General features: G+C 70.4%; 10 protein-coding genes. 6 read left to right on the plus strand and 4 right to left on the minus strand.

From position 1 onward, the window contains the following. Positions 1–170 precede the first annotated feature (170 nt). On the plus strand, positions 171–2882 hold the full coding sequence (gene topA, locus HNR00_RS01575; protein ID WP_183563769.1) for a type I DNA topoisomerase: 2712 nt from the start codon (positions 171–173) through the stop codon (positions 2880–2882). Between the two features lie 100 nt (positions 2883–2982). On the opposite strand, the gene HNR00_RS01580 is transcribed toward topA, so the two are convergent. Both HNR00_RS01580 and HNR00_RS01585 read right to left on the minus strand, forming a co-directional pair. Then, positions 2983–5406 carry a penicillin-binding protein 1A gene (locus HNR00_RS01580; protein ID WP_183563772.1) on the minus strand — a complete coding sequence of 808 codons (2424 nt, stop codon included), beginning with the start codon at positions 5404–5406 and terminating at the stop codon, positions 2983–2985. Positions 5407–5560: 154 nt separating this feature from the next. After that, positions 5561–6835, minus strand: coding sequence for an N-acetylmuramoyl-L-alanine amidase (locus HNR00_RS01585; RefSeq protein WP_183563776.1), 1275 nt, complete (start codon positions 6833–6835; stop codon positions 5561–5563). Positions 6836–7742: 907 nt separating this feature from the next. Between HNR00_RS01585 and HNR00_RS01590 the strand changes: the two genes are divergently transcribed. The 3 genes from HNR00_RS01590 to HNR00_RS25755 all read left to right on the plus strand — a co-directional run bounded on the left by HNR00_RS01590 (position 7743) and on the right by HNR00_RS25755 (position 11282). Beyond that, complete coding sequence (locus tag HNR00_RS01590) at positions 7743–10772, plus strand: Rne/Rng family ribonuclease (protein WP_183563779.1); 3030 nt, start codon at positions 7743–7745, stop codon at positions 10770–10772. Between the two features lie 81 nt (positions 10773–10853). Beyond that, positions 10854–11147: a hypothetical protein gene (locus HNR00_RS01595; protein WP_183563782.1), complete on the plus strand. Its 294-nt coding sequence runs from the start codon at positions 10854–10856 to the stop codon at positions 11145–11147. A 3-nt stretch (positions 11148–11150) separates the two neighbouring features. Next, the gene (locus HNR00_RS25755) at positions 11151–11282 is read left to right on the plus strand and encodes a hypothetical protein (RefSeq protein ID WP_281383219.1); all 132 of its coding nucleotides are present in this window, start codon (positions 11151–11153) and stop codon (positions 11280–11282) included. Between the two features lie 9 nt (positions 11283–11291). On the opposite strand, the gene HNR00_RS01600 is transcribed toward HNR00_RS25755, so the two are convergent. Further along, positions 11292–12464, minus strand: a complete 1173-nt coding sequence (locus tag HNR00_RS01600) for a pyridoxal phosphate-dependent aminotransferase (RefSeq protein ID WP_183563785.1) — start codon at positions 12462–12464, stop codon at positions 11292–11294. A gap of 190 nt (positions 12465–12654) precedes the next feature. Here HNR00_RS01600 and HNR00_RS01605 point away from each other — a divergent pair, with 190 nt between their 5' ends. Further along, the gene (locus HNR00_RS01605) at positions 12655–12879 is read left to right on the plus strand and encodes a type II toxin-antitoxin system HicB family antitoxin (RefSeq protein WP_183563788.1); all 225 of its coding nucleotides are present in this window, start codon (positions 12655–12657) and stop codon (positions 12877–12879) included. Between the two features lie 10 nt (positions 12880–12889). On the opposite strand, the gene HNR00_RS01610 is transcribed toward HNR00_RS01605, so the two are convergent. Then, the gene (locus HNR00_RS01610) at positions 12890–13933 is read right to left on the minus strand and encodes an HD-GYP domain-containing protein (protein ID WP_183564263.1); all 1044 of its coding nucleotides are present in this window, start codon (positions 13931–13933) and stop codon (positions 12890–12892) included. Between the two features lie 304 nt (positions 13934–14237). On the opposite strand from HNR00_RS01610, the gene HNR00_RS01615 reads away from it, so the two are divergent. Then, complete coding sequence (locus HNR00_RS01615) at positions 14238–15017, plus strand: DsbA family protein (protein ID WP_183563791.1); 780 nt, start codon at positions 14238–14240, stop codon at positions 15015–15017. Positions 15018–15055: the final 38 nt, after the last annotated feature.

Here is a 15055-nt window from a genome sequence, read left to right on the forward strand (position 1 = left end):
GCCGTCAGCCAGAGCGAGAAGCCCGGCTTTGCCACGAGTGCCGATTTGACAACGTGGCCCCGCTCACCCACTTCTGCGCGGCGCGAGCCCCGGCCGTCGACGGATGTCCGGTCGGCGCTTGATCCCCAAAACCGTCCCCGCGGTGAGGCTCTGGCGAGAGGCAGAGGTTCATGAAAGTCGTCGTCGTCGAGTCGCCGGCCAAGGCCAAGACGATCAACAAGTACCTGGGGAGCGACTACGAGGTTCTGGCCTCCTTCGGTCACATCCGCGACCTGCCGGCCAAGGACGGCTCGGTCGATCCGGAGGCCGACTTCGCCATGATCTGGGAGTTGGAGGATCGCGGCTCGAAGCGCGTCTCCGAGATCGCCCGGGCGCTCAAGGGCGCCGAGAAGCTGATCCTCGCCACCGACCCGGACCGTGAGGGCGAGGCGATCTCCTGGCACGTGATCGAGGCGCTCAACGCCAAGAAGGTGCTCAAGGGCATCCCCGTCGAGCGGGTGACGTTCAACGCCATCACCAAGGCGTCCGTCGATGCGGCGATGAGGAAGCCCCGCGAGATCGATCAGGCGCTGGTCGATGCCTATCTGGCACGCCGGGCGCTCGATTACCTCGTCGGCTTCAATCTCTCGCCCGTGCTGTGGCGCAAGCTGCCCGGCGCGAAGTCGGCCGGCCGGGTGCAGTCGGTGGCCCTGCGCCTCGTGGTCGAGCGCGAGATGGAGATCGAGCGGTTCCGCCCAAGGGAATACTGGTCGCTGGTGGCCACGCTCGTGACCGACAAGGGCGGCGTGTTCGAGGCCCGCCTCGTGGGGGCCGACGGCAAGCGCATCCAGCGCCTCGACATCGGCAACGGCGAGGCGGCGGCCGCGTTCAAGCGCGACCTCGAACTCGCGACCTTCCAGGTGGCGAGCGTGGAGGCCAAGCCCGCCAAACGCCACCCGCAGCCCCCGTTCACCACCTCGACGCTCCAGCAGGAGGCGTCGCGCAAGCTCGGCATGGCGCCGGCCCAGACCATGCGAGTCGCCCAGAAGCTCTACGAGGGCGTCGATGTCGGCGGCGAGACGGTGGGCATCATCACCTACATGCGGACCGACGGCGTCGACATGGCGCCGGAGGCGATCGCCGACGCCCGCCGGGTGATCGGGAAGGAGTTCGGCGACACCTACGTGCCGGACGTGCCCCGCAAATACACGGTGAAGGCCAAGAACGCTCAGGAGGCCCACGAGGCCGTGCGTCCGACCGATATGGGCCGGCTGCCGAAGAACGTCGCCCGCTTCCTCGAGCCGGAGCAGGCCAAGCTCTACGAGCTGATCTGGACCCGCACCGTGGCGAGCCAGATGGAATCGGCCGAGTTCGAGCGCACCACCGTCGACATCGCCGCCAAGGTCGGGCCGCGCCAGCTGGAACTGCGCGCCACCGGACAGGTCGTGACCTTCGACGGCTTCCTCGCGCTCTATCAGGAGGGCAAGGACGACGAGGAGGACGAGGACGGCAAGCGCCTGCCCGCGATGAAGGCCAACGATCCGCTCAAGCGCGAGCGCATCACCTCGACCCAGCACTTCACCGAGCCGCCGCCGCGCTATTCCGAGGCCAGCCTCGTCAAGCGGATGGAGGAACTCGGCATCGGCCGGCCCTCGACCTACGCGGCGGTGCTGCAGACCCTGCGCGACCGCGAATACGTCAAGATCGAGAAGAAGCGCCTCCAGCCGGAGGACAAGGGAAGGCTCGTCACGGGCTTCCTCGAGAGCTTCTTCAAGCGCTACGTCGAGTACGATTTCACCGCGAGCCTGGAGGAGCAACTCGACCGGGTCTCGAACGCCGAGATCGACTGGCGGGCGGTCCTGCGGGACTTCTGGCGCGATTTCTCCGCCGCCATCGGCGGCACCAAGGAGCTGCGCGTCGCGGAAGTCCTGGAGGCGCTCAACGGCCTGCTCGGGCCGCACATCTTCCCCGACAAGGGCGACGGCTCGGACCCGCGCAGCTGCCCGACCTGCGGCTCGGGCCAGCTCTCGCTCAAGCTCGGCAAGTTCGGTGCCTTCATCGGCTGCTCGAACTATCCCGAGTGCAAGTACACCCGCCAGCTCTCGGCCTCGGCGGTCGAGGGCGAGGGGGACGGGTCGTCGGCGGACGGCGGCCAGCCGGGCGTGCGGGTGCTGGGCGAGGATCCGGCCACGGGCCTTCCGGTGAGCCTCCGCGACGGCCGGTTCGGCCCGTTCGTGCAGTTGGGTGAAGCCTCGTCCGAGAAGGGGGCGGAGAAGCCCAAGCGCTCCTCGCTCGCCAAGGGCATGACGCCCTCCTCCGTCACCCTCGACATGGCGCTCAAGCTGTTGTCGCTGCCGCGCGAGGTGGCCAAGCATCCCGAGACCGGCGAGCCGATCCTGGCCAGCATCGGCCGCTACGGGCCCTACGTGCAGCACGGGAAGACCTACGCCAACCTGGGCAAGGACGACGACGTGCTGGAGGTCGGCGCCAACCGCGCCATCGACCTCATCGTCGCCAAGGAGCAGGGCGGCGGGCGCGGCGGCCGGGGGGCGGCCGATCCGGGCCGCGTCGTCGGCAAGGATCCGGGCGGGCTCGACCTCGTGGTCAAGGCCGGCAAGTACGGCCCCTATGTCAGCGACGGTTCGGTCAACGCCACGCTGCCGAAATCCATGAGTGCCGAGAGCCTGACGCTGGAGCAGGCGATCGATCTCGTGAACGCCAAGCGCGCCGCGGGCGGCGGCAAGAAACCCGCCCGAAAGACCGCGGCGCGAAGCCGGACGGCGAAGCCGGCGGAGGGCGGCACCGAGGCCAAGGCGAAGAAGCCGGCGGCCCGGAAGTCGGCGGCGAAACCCGCCGCGAAGTCTGCAGCCAAGCCGGCCGCGCGCAAGAAGCAGGCGGGCTGACGTCGCGCGATCCCGGCCCTTCCGTCATTGCCAGAGGCCGATACGAAAAGAGCCGCCCCGGCCGGGGCGGCTCTTTTCGTTCGCGGGCGCTTCGTGCGCCTCAGTACACCCCGCCGGCCTGGGCGGCGGCGCCGGCATCCGGCGGGACCGTGGCGGGCGGGCCCGAAGGCGCGGCGACGTAGGCGTCCGGCGGGGCGGTGCCGGGCTTGAACGCTTCGAGGATGGTGCCGCCGCCCTCGCCCGAGCCGGCGCGGGTGCCCGACGAGGCGTTGACGCGGATCAGCTTGATCCCCGGCGGCACGCGGAACGGCGTCGGCGGCTTGTCCTTGAGAGCCACTTTCAGGAAGTCGAGCACGATCGGCGCGGCGAGCCCGCCGCCGGTCGCCCGGTCGCCGAGCGAGCGCGGCTTGTCGAAGCCGAGATAGACGCCGACCGCGAGATCGGGGGAGAAGCCGACGAACCACGCATCCTTGGCGTCGTTGGTCGTGCCGGTCTTGCCGGCGAGCGGCTTGCCGATCTGCTTGAGGATGGTCGCGGTGCCGCGCTGGACCACGCCCTCCATGATCGAGACCATCTGGTAGGCGGTCAGCGGATCGAGCACCTGCTCGGACTCGTCGACGAGCCTGGGCTCGTCCTGGCCCGACCACTTCTCCGCCTCGCAGCCGATGCACTTGCGGTTGTCGTGGCGGTAGATCGTCTCGCCGGTGCGGTCCTGGATGCGGTCGATCAGCGTCGGGCGGATGCGCCGCCCGCCATTGGCCAGCATCGAGTAGGCGGTGACCATGCGCATCACCGTGGTCTCGCCCGCGCCCAGCGACATCGGCAGCACGGGGAGCAGGTCGTCGTAGACGCCGAAGCGGCGGGAATACTCGGCGATGAGCGGCATGCCGATGTCCTTCGCGAGCCGCACCGTCATCAGGTTCTTCGAGTGCTCGATGCCGTAGCGCAGCGTGTGCGGGCCGCCGGACTTGCCGTCGTAGTTCGAGGGCGTCCACGCTTCCTGGCCGGGGCCGGCCTCGATGGTGATCGGCGAATCCTGCACCACGGAGGACGGGGTGTAGCCGTTGTCGAGCGCCGCCGAGTAGACGAGCGGCTTGAACGAGGAGCCGGGCTGGCGCATCGCCTGGGTGGCGCGGTTGAACTCGGAATCGTCATAGGAGAAGCCGCCGACCATGGCGTGGACGCGGCCGGTATAGGGGTCCATCGCGACGATGGCGCCCGACACCTCGGGCTTCTGGCGCAGGCGGTAGAGGGCGCGGCCCGTGTCGATCGGCTCGACATAGACCAAGTCGCCGACCTTGAGCGCCGTGGCGACCGGGCGGCCGGTCCACTTCACGCCCTCGGCCGTGATCGAGCCGGTCTCGCGGTCCTTCGAGACGGCACCGGAGGCCTCGCGCCGGGGCTGGAGGCCGATCTGCGCCACGCCGCCCGACGTGCTCAGCACCACGGCGAGCCGCCAGGGGGCGATGTCGCCGAGCGCGGGCATCTCGGAGACGGCCAGCCCCCAGTCGCGCCCGACGAGGTCGACCTGCCGCTCGGCGCCGCGCCAGCCGCGGCCCTGGTCGTAGCGCACGAGGCCGTCCACCAGCGCCTTGCGGGCGAGCGCCTGCATCTTCGGATCGAGGGTGGCGCGCACCGACAGGCCGCCCTCGTAGAGCTTGCTCTCGCCGTAGCGCTCGGAGATCTCGCGGCGCACCTCTTCGGTGAAGTAGTTGGCGTTGGCCGCATTGGGGAAGGCGACGCGCGGGTTGACGCCGAGCGTCTGCTTCTTGGCCTCCGCCGCCTCGTCCCCGGTGATGTAGCCGTTCTGGGCCATCAGGCCGATGATCTCGTTGCGGCGCGACATCGCGGCCTGGGTCTTGCGGTAGGGGTGGTAGTTGTTCGGGCCCTTCGGCAGCGCGGCGAGGTAGGCGGCCTCGTTGATGGTCAGCTCGTGGACCGACTTTCCGAAGTAATCCAGCGCCGCGGCGGCGACGCCGTGCAGGTTACGACCCGGCACGATGGTGCCGAGAAAGATCTCGTTGAGGTACAGCTCGAGGATCTTGTCCTTCGAGTAGGTCGATTCGATCCTGAGCGCGATGAGCGCTTCCTTGATCTTGCGGTCGTAGGTCTGCTCGTTGGAGAGCAGGAAGTTCTTGGCGACCTGCTGGGTGATGGTCGAGGCGCCCTGCTTCTTGCCCGACTGGGCGTTGGTCAGGATCGCGCGCACGATCCCCTCGGGGTCGATGCCGCCGTGCTTGTAGAAGTTCTTGTCCTCCGCCGAGAGAAAGGCGGCGACCACGATCTTCGGCATCGCCTGGATCGGCAGGTAGAGCCGCCGCTCGTGGGCGTATTCGGCGAGCAGCGAGCCGTCCGCGGCGTGGACGCGGGTCATCACCGGCGGCTCGTAATTGGCGAGCGCGGCGTGGTCCGGCAGGTCCTGGCTGTACTTCCAGTAGAAGAACGCGCCGACCGCCGCGGCGACGCAGAACATCACCGCGCCGGCCGAGAACAGGAAAGCGAAGAATCGCAGGATGAAACGCATCCGGTGTCCGTCCGTCGCTCGTCCGCTGCGCGCTTGAGGCTCGGGCTCGGCACAAGGGGCCAGCCGGCTCAGGGCTCGTGTCGAGGCCCCGCGCGATCCGCACGGCGTGTGGCGGACGGGGGCCTCTCGTGAAGGCCCCGTATCGACACCGGTTCTATGGTGAAACTGGGGCGATGGAGGCCGCCTTGCGTGGCGCGGCCGATGTGGGCCGGGACAGCGTCGCCCGGCCGGCGAAGAACAGGTCGATGGCTTTGGCCATCGAGCCCGTCACCTTGGTGCGCCACTCCTCCGAGAGCAGCTTCTCGAGGTCGCTCTTGCTCGACAGGTAGCCGAGTTCGACCAGCACGGACGGCACGTCGGGCGAGCGCAGCACGCGGAAACCCGCCTCGCGATGGGGTTTCGAACTCATCTCCATCACCGGCGAGAGCTGGCCCATGAGCTTGCCGGCGAAGCTCGACGAGAAGCCGCGGGTCTCGCGGAGCGTCAGTTCCTGGAGGATGTCGGCGACCTCGCTCGCGCCCTCTCCCGCCTCGCTGCCGCCCGCAGCGTCCGCCCGGTTCTCGCGCTCGGCGAGACGGGCCGATTCGCCGTCGGTCGCCTTCTCGGAGCCGGTATAGATCGTGGCGCCCTTCACCTGCGGGGCGGCCGAGATCGAATCGGCGTGGATCGAGACGAACAGGTCGGCCTTGGCCTCGCGGGCGATGCGGACCCGCTCGGACAGCGCGACGAACACGTCGCGGTCGCGGGTCAGGGCGATGCGGTAGCGTCCTGTGCTCTCGAGGCGCTCGGACAGGGCCTTGGCGAAGCCGAACACGATGTCCTTTTCGTAGACGCCGGTCGCCGCGATGGCGCCGGGATCGATGCCGCCGTGGCCCGCATCGATCACGACGAGGGGGCGCGTGTCGGCGGCTTGCCCCGGGGCCGGCGCCTTGGCGGCCGAGGGGTTGGGATCGCCCGCGACCGACGCCTTGCGGAAGGCGTCGCGCTCGACCCGGCGGAAGGGGATGGTGACGAGGGTCGCCCCGTCGCGGGTTTTCGTCGTTTCGATCGCCTCGACCACAGCCGGGCCGGCGAGATCGACGACGATGCGCGAGCGGCCGGGCGCGAACAGCCCGTAGCGGAACGAGGCGACGACGCCCTCGCGCTTTCGCCCGGCTTCGCTGCCGACCTGGAAGTTCACCTCGGGCAGGTCGATCACGGCGCGGTCGGGCCGCTCCATCACGAAGGCGCGGGCCTCGACGGGCTTCGAGAGGGTGAGCACGAGCTTGGTCGTCCCGCCCTGGCTCGCGAGATCGGCCGCGATGGCGACCGCCGCGTTGCGGGCGGGCCCGTCCTGGGCCGGCGCCGGGCCGGCGGTGAGCATCAGGCTCCCCGTCAGAGCCAGGGAGCGGAGAAGTCCGAAGCGGAATGTGCGGGCGCGCGGCTGCATCGGTCTGCCAAGGTTCCGGGAGCCTCCGATACGGGATACGACCGGGATGGTTAACCGTTCCTCACCACGCGGGCGTCGGTTGCCGGGTGGCTGTTGTGCCGGCGCGACACCCCGCTGTCCGGGGGCGGTGGGTCTCCATCGAAACACCCCCGTCATTCCGGGGCCGCGCAGCGGAACCCGGAATCCACGACGGGCCGCGACGCCTCGTGGCACCGCGCATCGCGGGTGGATTCCGGGTTCGCCTTCGGCGCCCCGGAATGACGGGGGTGGAAAGGGCATGAAACCACCCGGTACGGCGCGAAGCCGTATGGCCCTGTCCTGCACCCGGCGTCCTGCGTCAACGCATGAACCTCTTGCATTCATCCCGCGACACTCTGTAATGGTATCGACCCCATTCCCGAGCCGGCGCTTCGGCGGCCCTCGGGGGCGCCTGGGTCCCGTGACGCCGCCGCCTCGCTTGAATTGCTTCAGCGTCGCTTCCGCGCCTCCCGGCATCCGGGCGGGTGTCACGGCATTCGCGGCCTCCTCGCACGTCTGAGGAACGCCGCGCCCTTGAAATCCTCAGGGCCGCTCGCCGGCCCACCTTAGTTTCGCGAGGCCGGTACAAGGATGGGAGGACGCACAGCATCGGTTGCCGTTGCTCGTGCTCGTGGCGCGCGGTTCCCGCGTCGCCCCGCGTCTCCCTTCGCGCCGGCCCTGTTCAACCCCCAGCGCGCCGATGCCCGGCGCCTTACGGCGGTTGACGGCAATCCCCTCCCCGCACCTTCCGCGACCTCGGCGACGAGGCCGGCACGCGCCTACCCCCCACCGGCCCTGAGGCCGGGGGCGGCGCCGCCGGGATCACGCGGCGTGAGCCCGAGGGAAACGACGTCGGCCGCCATGTCGAAAGCACGAGAGTCGACTCGTCATGGCCAACAACAAGATGCTCATCGATGCGACGCACCCGGAGGAGACCCGGGTCGTCACGGTCCACGGCTCTAGGGTCGAGGAATTCGATTTCGAGGCCGCCAACCGCCGGCCTCTCAGGGGCAACATCTACCTCGCCAAGGTGACCCGGGTGGAGCCCTCGCTCCAGGCGGCCTTCGTCGAGTACGGCGGCAACCGCCACGGCTTCCTCGCCTTCAACGAGATCCACCCGGACTATTACCAGATCCCGATGGCCGACCGCCTCGCGCTGATCGAGGCCGAGGCCCGCGAGGAGGAGGAGCACCGCGAGCGCGAGGAGCGCCGCACGCGGGGCCGCCGCTCGCGCGGGCGCCGGGCCGAGGCCCGCGGGGCGCGCGGCGACGAGACCGTGTCGGCCGAGGCCGTGCCCGGCGAGGGCCCGGCCGCCGATTCCGAGTCGCCGGAGGCGATCGAGGCGGTGCGCGCCGCCATCGTCGAGGAGGGCGGCGAGGTTGTGGCCTTGGAGACCGCTCCGGGGGAGTCCCCCGTGCCGGGCGGCGACGCCTCCGCGGCCCTGCCCGAGTCGGCCCTTGATCCCGGTGCCGACGCGGCCGCGCCCGCCGAGGCGACGGTCGAGCCCTCCGACATCGCCGCCATCTCCGAGGCGCCGAACCCGCCGGCCGAGGGCGCGGAGCCGGCTGCCGAGCCCGAGCCCGCGCCCGCCGAGGCGGCGCCGGAGCCGGTCGCGGCCTCCGCCCCCGTCACGGACGAGGCCCGCGAAGTCTCCCCCGACGCGGACGACGAGTCGGAAGAGGACGAGGACGACGAGGAGTCCGACGACGAGGAGGACGATTCCGAGGAGGACGACGAGGATTCGGACGATTCCGACGAGGATGACGAGTCCGACGACGAGGAGCACGACGAGGACGGCGAGCCGAAGGTCGCCCAGGTCGGCGGCGCGGGCGACGCGCTGGCCGAGATCCCCGAGCGCCCCCGCGCCTATCGCCGCCAGTACAAGATCCAGGAGGTGATCAAGCGCCGCCAGATCATTCTGGTGCAGGTCGTCAAGGAGGAGCGCGGCACCAAGGGTGCGGCGCTCACCACTTACCTGTCGCTGGCCGGCCGCTACTCGGTGCTGATGCCCAACACCGGCCGCGGCGGCGGCATCTCCCGCAAGATCACCTCGGCCGCCGACCGCAAGCGCCTGAAGGAGGTCGTGTCCGATCTCGACGTGCCGGAGGGGATGGGGATCATCCTGCGCACGGCCGGCGCCTCGCGCACCAAGCCCGAGATCAAGCGCGACTTCGAGTACCTGATGCGCCTGTGGGAGAGCGTGCGCGAGCTGACGCTGTCCTCGACCGCCCCGGCTCTGGTCTACGAGGAGGGCTCGCTGATCAAGCGGGCGATCCGCGACCTCTACAACAAGGACCTCGACGAGGTTCTGGTCTCCGGCGAGGACGCCTACCGCGAGGCCAAGGACTTCATGCGGATGCTGATGCCCGGCCAGTCCAAGGTCGTGAAGCCCTACCGCGAGGTCGCGCCGCTGTTCGCCCGCTACGGCGTCGAGCAGCAACTCGACGCGATGTTCTCGACCCACGTGGCCCTGCGCTCGGGCGGCTACCTCGTCATCAACCCGACCGAGGCCCTGGTCTCGATCGACGTGAATTCCGGCCGCGCCACGCGCGAGCACGACATCGAGGACACCGCGCTCAAGACCAACCTCGAAGCCGCGGAGGAGGTCGCCCGGCAGGTGCGCCTGCGCGATCTGGCCGGCCTCGTCGTGATCGACTTCATCGACATGGAGGAGAAGCGCAACAACCGCGCGGTCGAGAAGCGGCTCAACGAGGCGCTCAAGAACGACCGCGCCCGCATCCAGGTCGGGCGCATCTCGCCGTTCGGCCTGCTGGAGATGAGCCGCCAGCGCATCCGTACCGGCGTGCTCGAATCCTCCTCGATTCCCTGCGCCCATTGCGGCGGCTCGGGCTTCGTGCGGGCGACCTCCTCGGTGGCCCTGCACATCGTGCGCTCGCTGGAGGAGGCGCTGCTCAAGTCCGCCTCGCACAACCTGATCCTGCGCACCCACGCCGAGGTGGCGCTCTACATCCTCAACCAGAAGCGGGCGCACCTCTACGATCTGGAGCAGCGCTTCTCCGTCACGATCACGGTCGTGGCCGACCAGCATCTTGCCGCGACCTCGCCGTTCGGGCTCGACCGCGGCGACCTCGCCGTGAAGAACGCCGCGCCGGTCACCGGCGTGCGGGCGACGGCGATCTCGCCGGCCTACGACGCCGACGATTTCGACGATGACGTCGTCGAGGAGGAGGCCATCGAGGCCGAGGCCGAGGAGGCCCCCGCCGCCGAGAGCCGCCCGGCGCCGGAGACGAACGAGGAGGGCGGCGGGCGCCGCCGTCGCCGTCGCCGCCGTCGCGGTGGACGCGGTGGCGAGGGCGAGTCCCGCGCCGACGGCGACGAGAACGGCCAGGACGGTGACGAGGGCCAGGACGGGTCCGACGAATCCGAGGAAGGCGAGGCCGAGGACGCCGTCGAGGCCGTGGCCGGGGAGGCCGCGGAGGCCTCCGCCGAGCGGAACGAGGCCGCCTCCGACGACGACGAGGGCAACGGCCGCCGCCGCCGCCGCGGTCGCCGGGGTGGCCGGGGCCGCGCCCGCGGTCGCGACGAGGCGCAGGACGGCGTTCAGGACGAGGCCGACGGCGACGCGGCGCAGGCCGATCGCGAGGGTGAGGTCCGGGCCGAGGCGCCTGCGGAAGAAACCGCCGCCGACACCTTGCCGGTTGGCCCGGAGGAGCCTGTCCCTGCCGCCGACGTGACCATGGTCTCGGTCGATGCCCGCGATGGCACCGCCGCCGCGCCGCCGCTGGTCGTCCCCGCGCCGGAGGCCGAGCCGGTTGCCGCCGAGGCGCTGCCCGAGCCCGCCGCGGCCCCCGAGCCCGCCCCCGAGCCGGTGGCCGTGGTCCTCACCCCCGCCGACCCGAACCGCCCGAAGCGCGCCGGCTGGTGGTCGCGCACGAAGGCCGCGATCGGCGGGGAGTGATCCTCGACCGCGTCGTTCCGGTTTGTCCGGGACGACGCGGTGCCAACGTCAATCGTCCGACGGATCGAGGGGAGGTCCGAGGTGGCGGAGCCCGTCTCGGATAGTCATGAAGTCGCCGAGCGGGCCGCTGCCGACGGCTCCGAAGTCGCTTTGCGCAAGTTCAGCGCCAAGCGTGTCAACGAGCATGTCAAATCGGTCTACGCCTTCGCCTACACGCTCGCCGCGGCCATCATCGGTGCGGCCTACATCATCGCATCGGTCACGAAGGGCGCCGCTCAAGTCGATCTCGATGCGCCGGGTTGGGTTCTGATCGGCTTGACCCTACATGGCTTTGGGCATTTCGTGATTTGGCGATTCCTGCGCAGGGAGGATTAGGCGATGTCTCTGACCGTCCAGCTTGCCTTGGGTGTCGGCCTTTTTATGCTCGGTTCGAGCGTCTTCCTCTGGCGCATCACGGCCGCCTTCGACCGCGATCATGCCCGCCGGCCGGGCGCTCCGACGAAGCCGTAGGCGGTCCGCCTACCGCCCCAGCCACCCCCTGATCCGCGCCACCGCCTCGCGGCACGCCGCCTCCGAGCCCGCGAAGGAGAAGCGGACGTGGTGGCCCCCCTCCCCCGGATCGAAGTCGAGGCCGGGGGTTGCCGCCACGCCGGTCTCGGCGAGCATGCGGCGGCAGAAGTCGGTGGCATCGCCCGAGAGTTTCGCGATGTCGGCGTAGAGGTAGAAGGCGCCGTCCACCGGGTGGATGCCGGTGAAGCTCAAGCCCGGCAGCGCGTCGAGGAGCAGGGCGCGGTTGCGCGCATAGCCGTCGCGGATGGCGCCGATCTCGTCGAGCGCGTCGAAGGCCGCAAGCGCGGCCACCTGCGACAGGTAGGGCGCCGAGATGTAGAGGTTCTGCGCCAGCCGCTCAATCGGCCGCACGAGCGCTTCCGGCACCACCATCCAGCCGATGCGCCAGCCGGTCATGCAGTAGAATTTCGAGAACGAGTTGATCACGAGAGCGTCCGGATCGAACTGGAGCGCGGTCGCGGTCGGCACGCCGTAGCTGAGGCCGTGATAGATCTCGTCGGAGACGAACGGCAGCCCGAGACCGCGCGCGGTGGCGCACAACTCGGCGAGGCGGGCCGGCTCGATCACCGTGCCGGACGGGTTGGCCGGGCTCATCACCAGAACCCCCGAGAGCCTTTTCGACGCGTGAACGTCGCGCAGCAGGGCGCTGGTGGGGGCGAACCGATCCTCGGCCCGCAGGATCATCGGCTGCGGGATCAGGTCGAGGGCGCGCAGGATGCCGTGATAGGCCGGATAGCCGGGGCACGGCACGCCGACCCGCGCGCCCGCATCGAACAGGGCGAGGAAGGCCAGGACGAAGCCGGCGGACGAGCCCGTCGTCACCACGACCCGCTCCGGCGAAATCCGCACGCCGTAGGTCTCGGCGTAGTGGCGCGCGATGCGCTCGCGCAAACGCGGCATCCCGAGCGCTTCGGTGTAGGGGATGCGCCCGTCGGCGAGCGCGCTTTGCGCCGCCGCAATCACCGCCCGCGGCGCGGGCGCCGAGGGCTGGCCGACCTCCATGTGGATCACGCCCTCCCCGCGCCGCTCCCGCGCGCCGGCCTCGGCCATCACGTCCATGGCGAGGAAGGGCGCGACGGCCTGCGCGCGACGCGAGAGCGAAGGGCTGGACTCGGTCGGCATCGGCGGGCTCCGGGTTCGCGGGGAGCGCGGCCCATAGCAGATCGGGGCTGCGCAGGAGAGCGTGGCGAACCGCCTGCCGTGCCCATGCTTGCAACCCCTTGCCGCGAGCGTCACCATCGGTGGCGGGCGTTCCGGCCAGCTTACACCGAAAGAGACGTCGCCTTCGTGGATCGTGTCAGGAGCCTGTCCGATGTTCGTTCGTGACTACGACGTCAGACTGGACTGGCTGCCCGCCTCGGAGGGCGGCGGATGGCACGCGACCGTGCCCGACCTGCCCGGATGCATGTCGGACGGGGATACGGTCGAGCAGGCCATGGCGAATGTCGAGGATGCCATCGAATGCTGGATCGCGGCGGCGCGACGCCTCGGGCGCGCGGTGCCGGCGCCCGCCGAAGTCACCGCGCGGCGGGCCTGAACCGAAAACGTTACGGCGCGCTCTCGACCGCCCGGCCGAAGGCCTGGACGAGGCCGCCTTCCAGCTTGCCGTCCATGGCCGAGAGGATCGCGAGGGCGTCGCGGGTCGCCATCGGCTTCTTGTAGGGGCGCCGTTCGATCAGGGCGGCGTAGATGTCGCAGATCGTCAGCAGGCGCACCGGGTCGCCGATCTCGGCGGCGCTGAGGCCGTCGGGATAGCCGGAGCCGTCGAGCATCTCGTGGTGGTGGCGCGTGACGGCGAGCGTCACGGGATCGCAGCCGCCCGAGGCGCTGAGGATCTCGTGGCCGATCGGCGCATGGGTCTGCATCACCGCCCGCTCGTCGTCGTCGAGGCGGCCCGGCTTGTTCAGGATGGCGTGGGGGATGCGCGACTTGCCGACATCGTGGACGAGGGCGGCGCGGGTGAGGCGCTGGCGGTCGGTCTGGGACAGCCCGAGACTCAGCGCGAAGGCCGCCACCGTACCGGACACCAGCAGGCAGTGCTGGAAGGTGACGTCGTCGTAGGCCCAGACCTCGTCGAGCCAGCGCGACAGGCCGCCGTCGTGGATGGCGTCGAGCACCGGATCGATGCCGCCGTCCACGACCTTCATGTCGAGAGTCCCGGTCTCGGCGGTCTTGAGCAGGGCCGTCATCGTCGCCCCTGCCCGTTTGATCTCGCGGGTCACCACGAGGTCGGCCACCGACTTGTCGGGCCAGACCTCGCGCACGAGCGATCCCACCACCAGGCGCGGCTCGACATGGGCCGAGAGGCAGACCGTGGCCCCGAGGTTGCGCGCCTCGATGAAGGCCGCCTGGCTCTCGCTGCGGGTCAGGTAGATCAGCGGCGAGCGCGTGCGGCCCGGCCGGCTCGCGAGCCGTCGCAGGCAGCTCTTGGCTTCGGGACGGCTCAGGGTGATGTCCGCGACGACGCCGCCGAGCGGGCCGAGCCGATCCCAGGTCTCGTCGATGCCGACGACCCGGCACTCGGCCACCGCATTGATCGCGTCGACCAGCGGCTTGCTCCGGTCGGGTCGGTCGCTGAGAACGACGATCACACCCCGACTCATCCGATGCTCCCGCCGACGCCCGTCCCGAACTTGTGATGGCGGGAGCTTATCATTCCGCTAATCCAACCGCGTCTTCCTATCGGAATCCCGCACGTCTCCGGTCCGGAGGGCGCCGCGAAAACGCCGCACCGCGGCGGCAGGAGTCCGAAGGCGTCCCGCGGGGCCGCCCGAAAAGAGTCGCATCGGCGGACTCGTCGCCCCATGCCATAACGTGGCGTGCCATAACCCCGCGTGCCGTCCCCATGGGCCGCCTCCTTCGCCGAAGACCGGCCCCCAATCAATCGAGGTATCGATGCAGCCCTTCCGCTCCGTTCCGGCCCTCGCGCTCGCCGGCACTCTCCTGCTCGGCGCGGGCCCGGCGGCCTTCGCGGAAGACGCCGCCCCCTTCACCGACGCCCAGCGCAAGGCGATCGAGGGCATCGTCAAGGACTACCTCGTCAAGAACCCGGACGTGCTGCAGGAAGCCATCGCCGAGGGCGAGCGCCGGGCCCAGGAGACGCAGCGCCTCGCCCAGGCCGCCGCCCTGAAGGAATCGCGCGAGGCGCTGGTCAACTCGCCCCATGGCATCGTGGCCGGCAACCCCGCGGGCGACATCACCGTGGTCGAGTTCTTCGACTACAATTGCGGCTATTGCCGCAAGGCGTTCTCCGACGTCCAGGCGCTGATCAAGTCCGACCCGAAGCTGCGGGTCGTGCTCAAGGACTTCCCCGTGCTCGGCGCCGAGTCGCTGGAGGCCAGCAAGGTGGCGCTCGCGGCCAAGCTCCAGCTCAAGCCCGAGAAGATGTTCGACTTCCACGCCAAGCTCCTGGAGACCAAGGGCCGCATCAACGCCGAGCGGGCGCTGGCCGTGGGCAAGGAACTCGGGGCCGACGTCGAGCGGCTGAAGAAGGACGCGCAGGGCCCCGAGGTGAAGGCGGCGTTGGCCGAGAACGTGGGGCTCGGCGACAAGCTCAGCCTCTCGGGCACGCCGGCCTTCGTCATCGGCGACGAGATCCTGCCCGGCGCCGTCGGCGTGGACGCCATGCGCAAGACCATCAGCGACGTGCGCCAGTGCGGCCACGCGAGCTGCTGAGACCGGTGACGGGCACCGCCTCCGGGCGGTGCCCTTTC

It is taken from the genome of Methylorubrum rhodinum, from assembly GCF_014199935.1.
Classification (GTDB): Bacteria; Pseudomonadota; Alphaproteobacteria; order Rhizobiales; family Beijerinckiaceae; genus Methylobacterium; species Methylobacterium rhodinum.

Bases quoted from the DNA above. Each gene is read 5' to 3' on its own strand.
- topA (WP_183563769.1), top strand. From the start codon at position 171: ATGAAAGTCGTCGTCGTCGAGTCGCCGGCCAAGGCCAAGACGATCAAC.
- HNR00_RS01580 (WP_183563772.1), bottom strand. From the start codon at position 5,406: ATGCGTTTCATCCTGCGATTCTTCGCTTTCCTGTTCTCGGCCGGCGCG.
- HNR00_RS01585 (WP_183563776.1), bottom strand. From the start codon at position 6,835: ATGCAGCCGCGCGCCCGCACATTCCGCTTCGGACTTCTCCGCTCCCTG.
- HNR00_RS01590 (WP_183563779.1), top strand. From the start codon at position 7,743: ATGGCCAACAACAAGATGCTCATCGATGCGACGCACCCGGAGGAGACC.
- HNR00_RS25755 (WP_281383219.1), top strand. From the start codon at position 11,151: ATGTCTCTGACCGTCCAGCTTGCCTTGGGTGTCGGCCTTTTTATGCTC.
- HNR00_RS01600 (WP_183563785.1), bottom strand. From the start codon at position 12,464: ATGCCGACCGAGTCCAGCCCTTCGCTCTCGCGTCGCGCGCAGGCCGTC.
- HNR00_RS01605 (WP_183563788.1), top strand. From the start codon at position 12,655: ATGTTCGTTCGTGACTACGACGTCAGACTGGACTGGCTGCCCGCCTCG.
- HNR00_RS01615 (WP_183563791.1), top strand. From the start codon at position 14,238: ATGCAGCCCTTCCGCTCCGTTCCGGCCCTCGCGCTCGCCGGCACTCTC.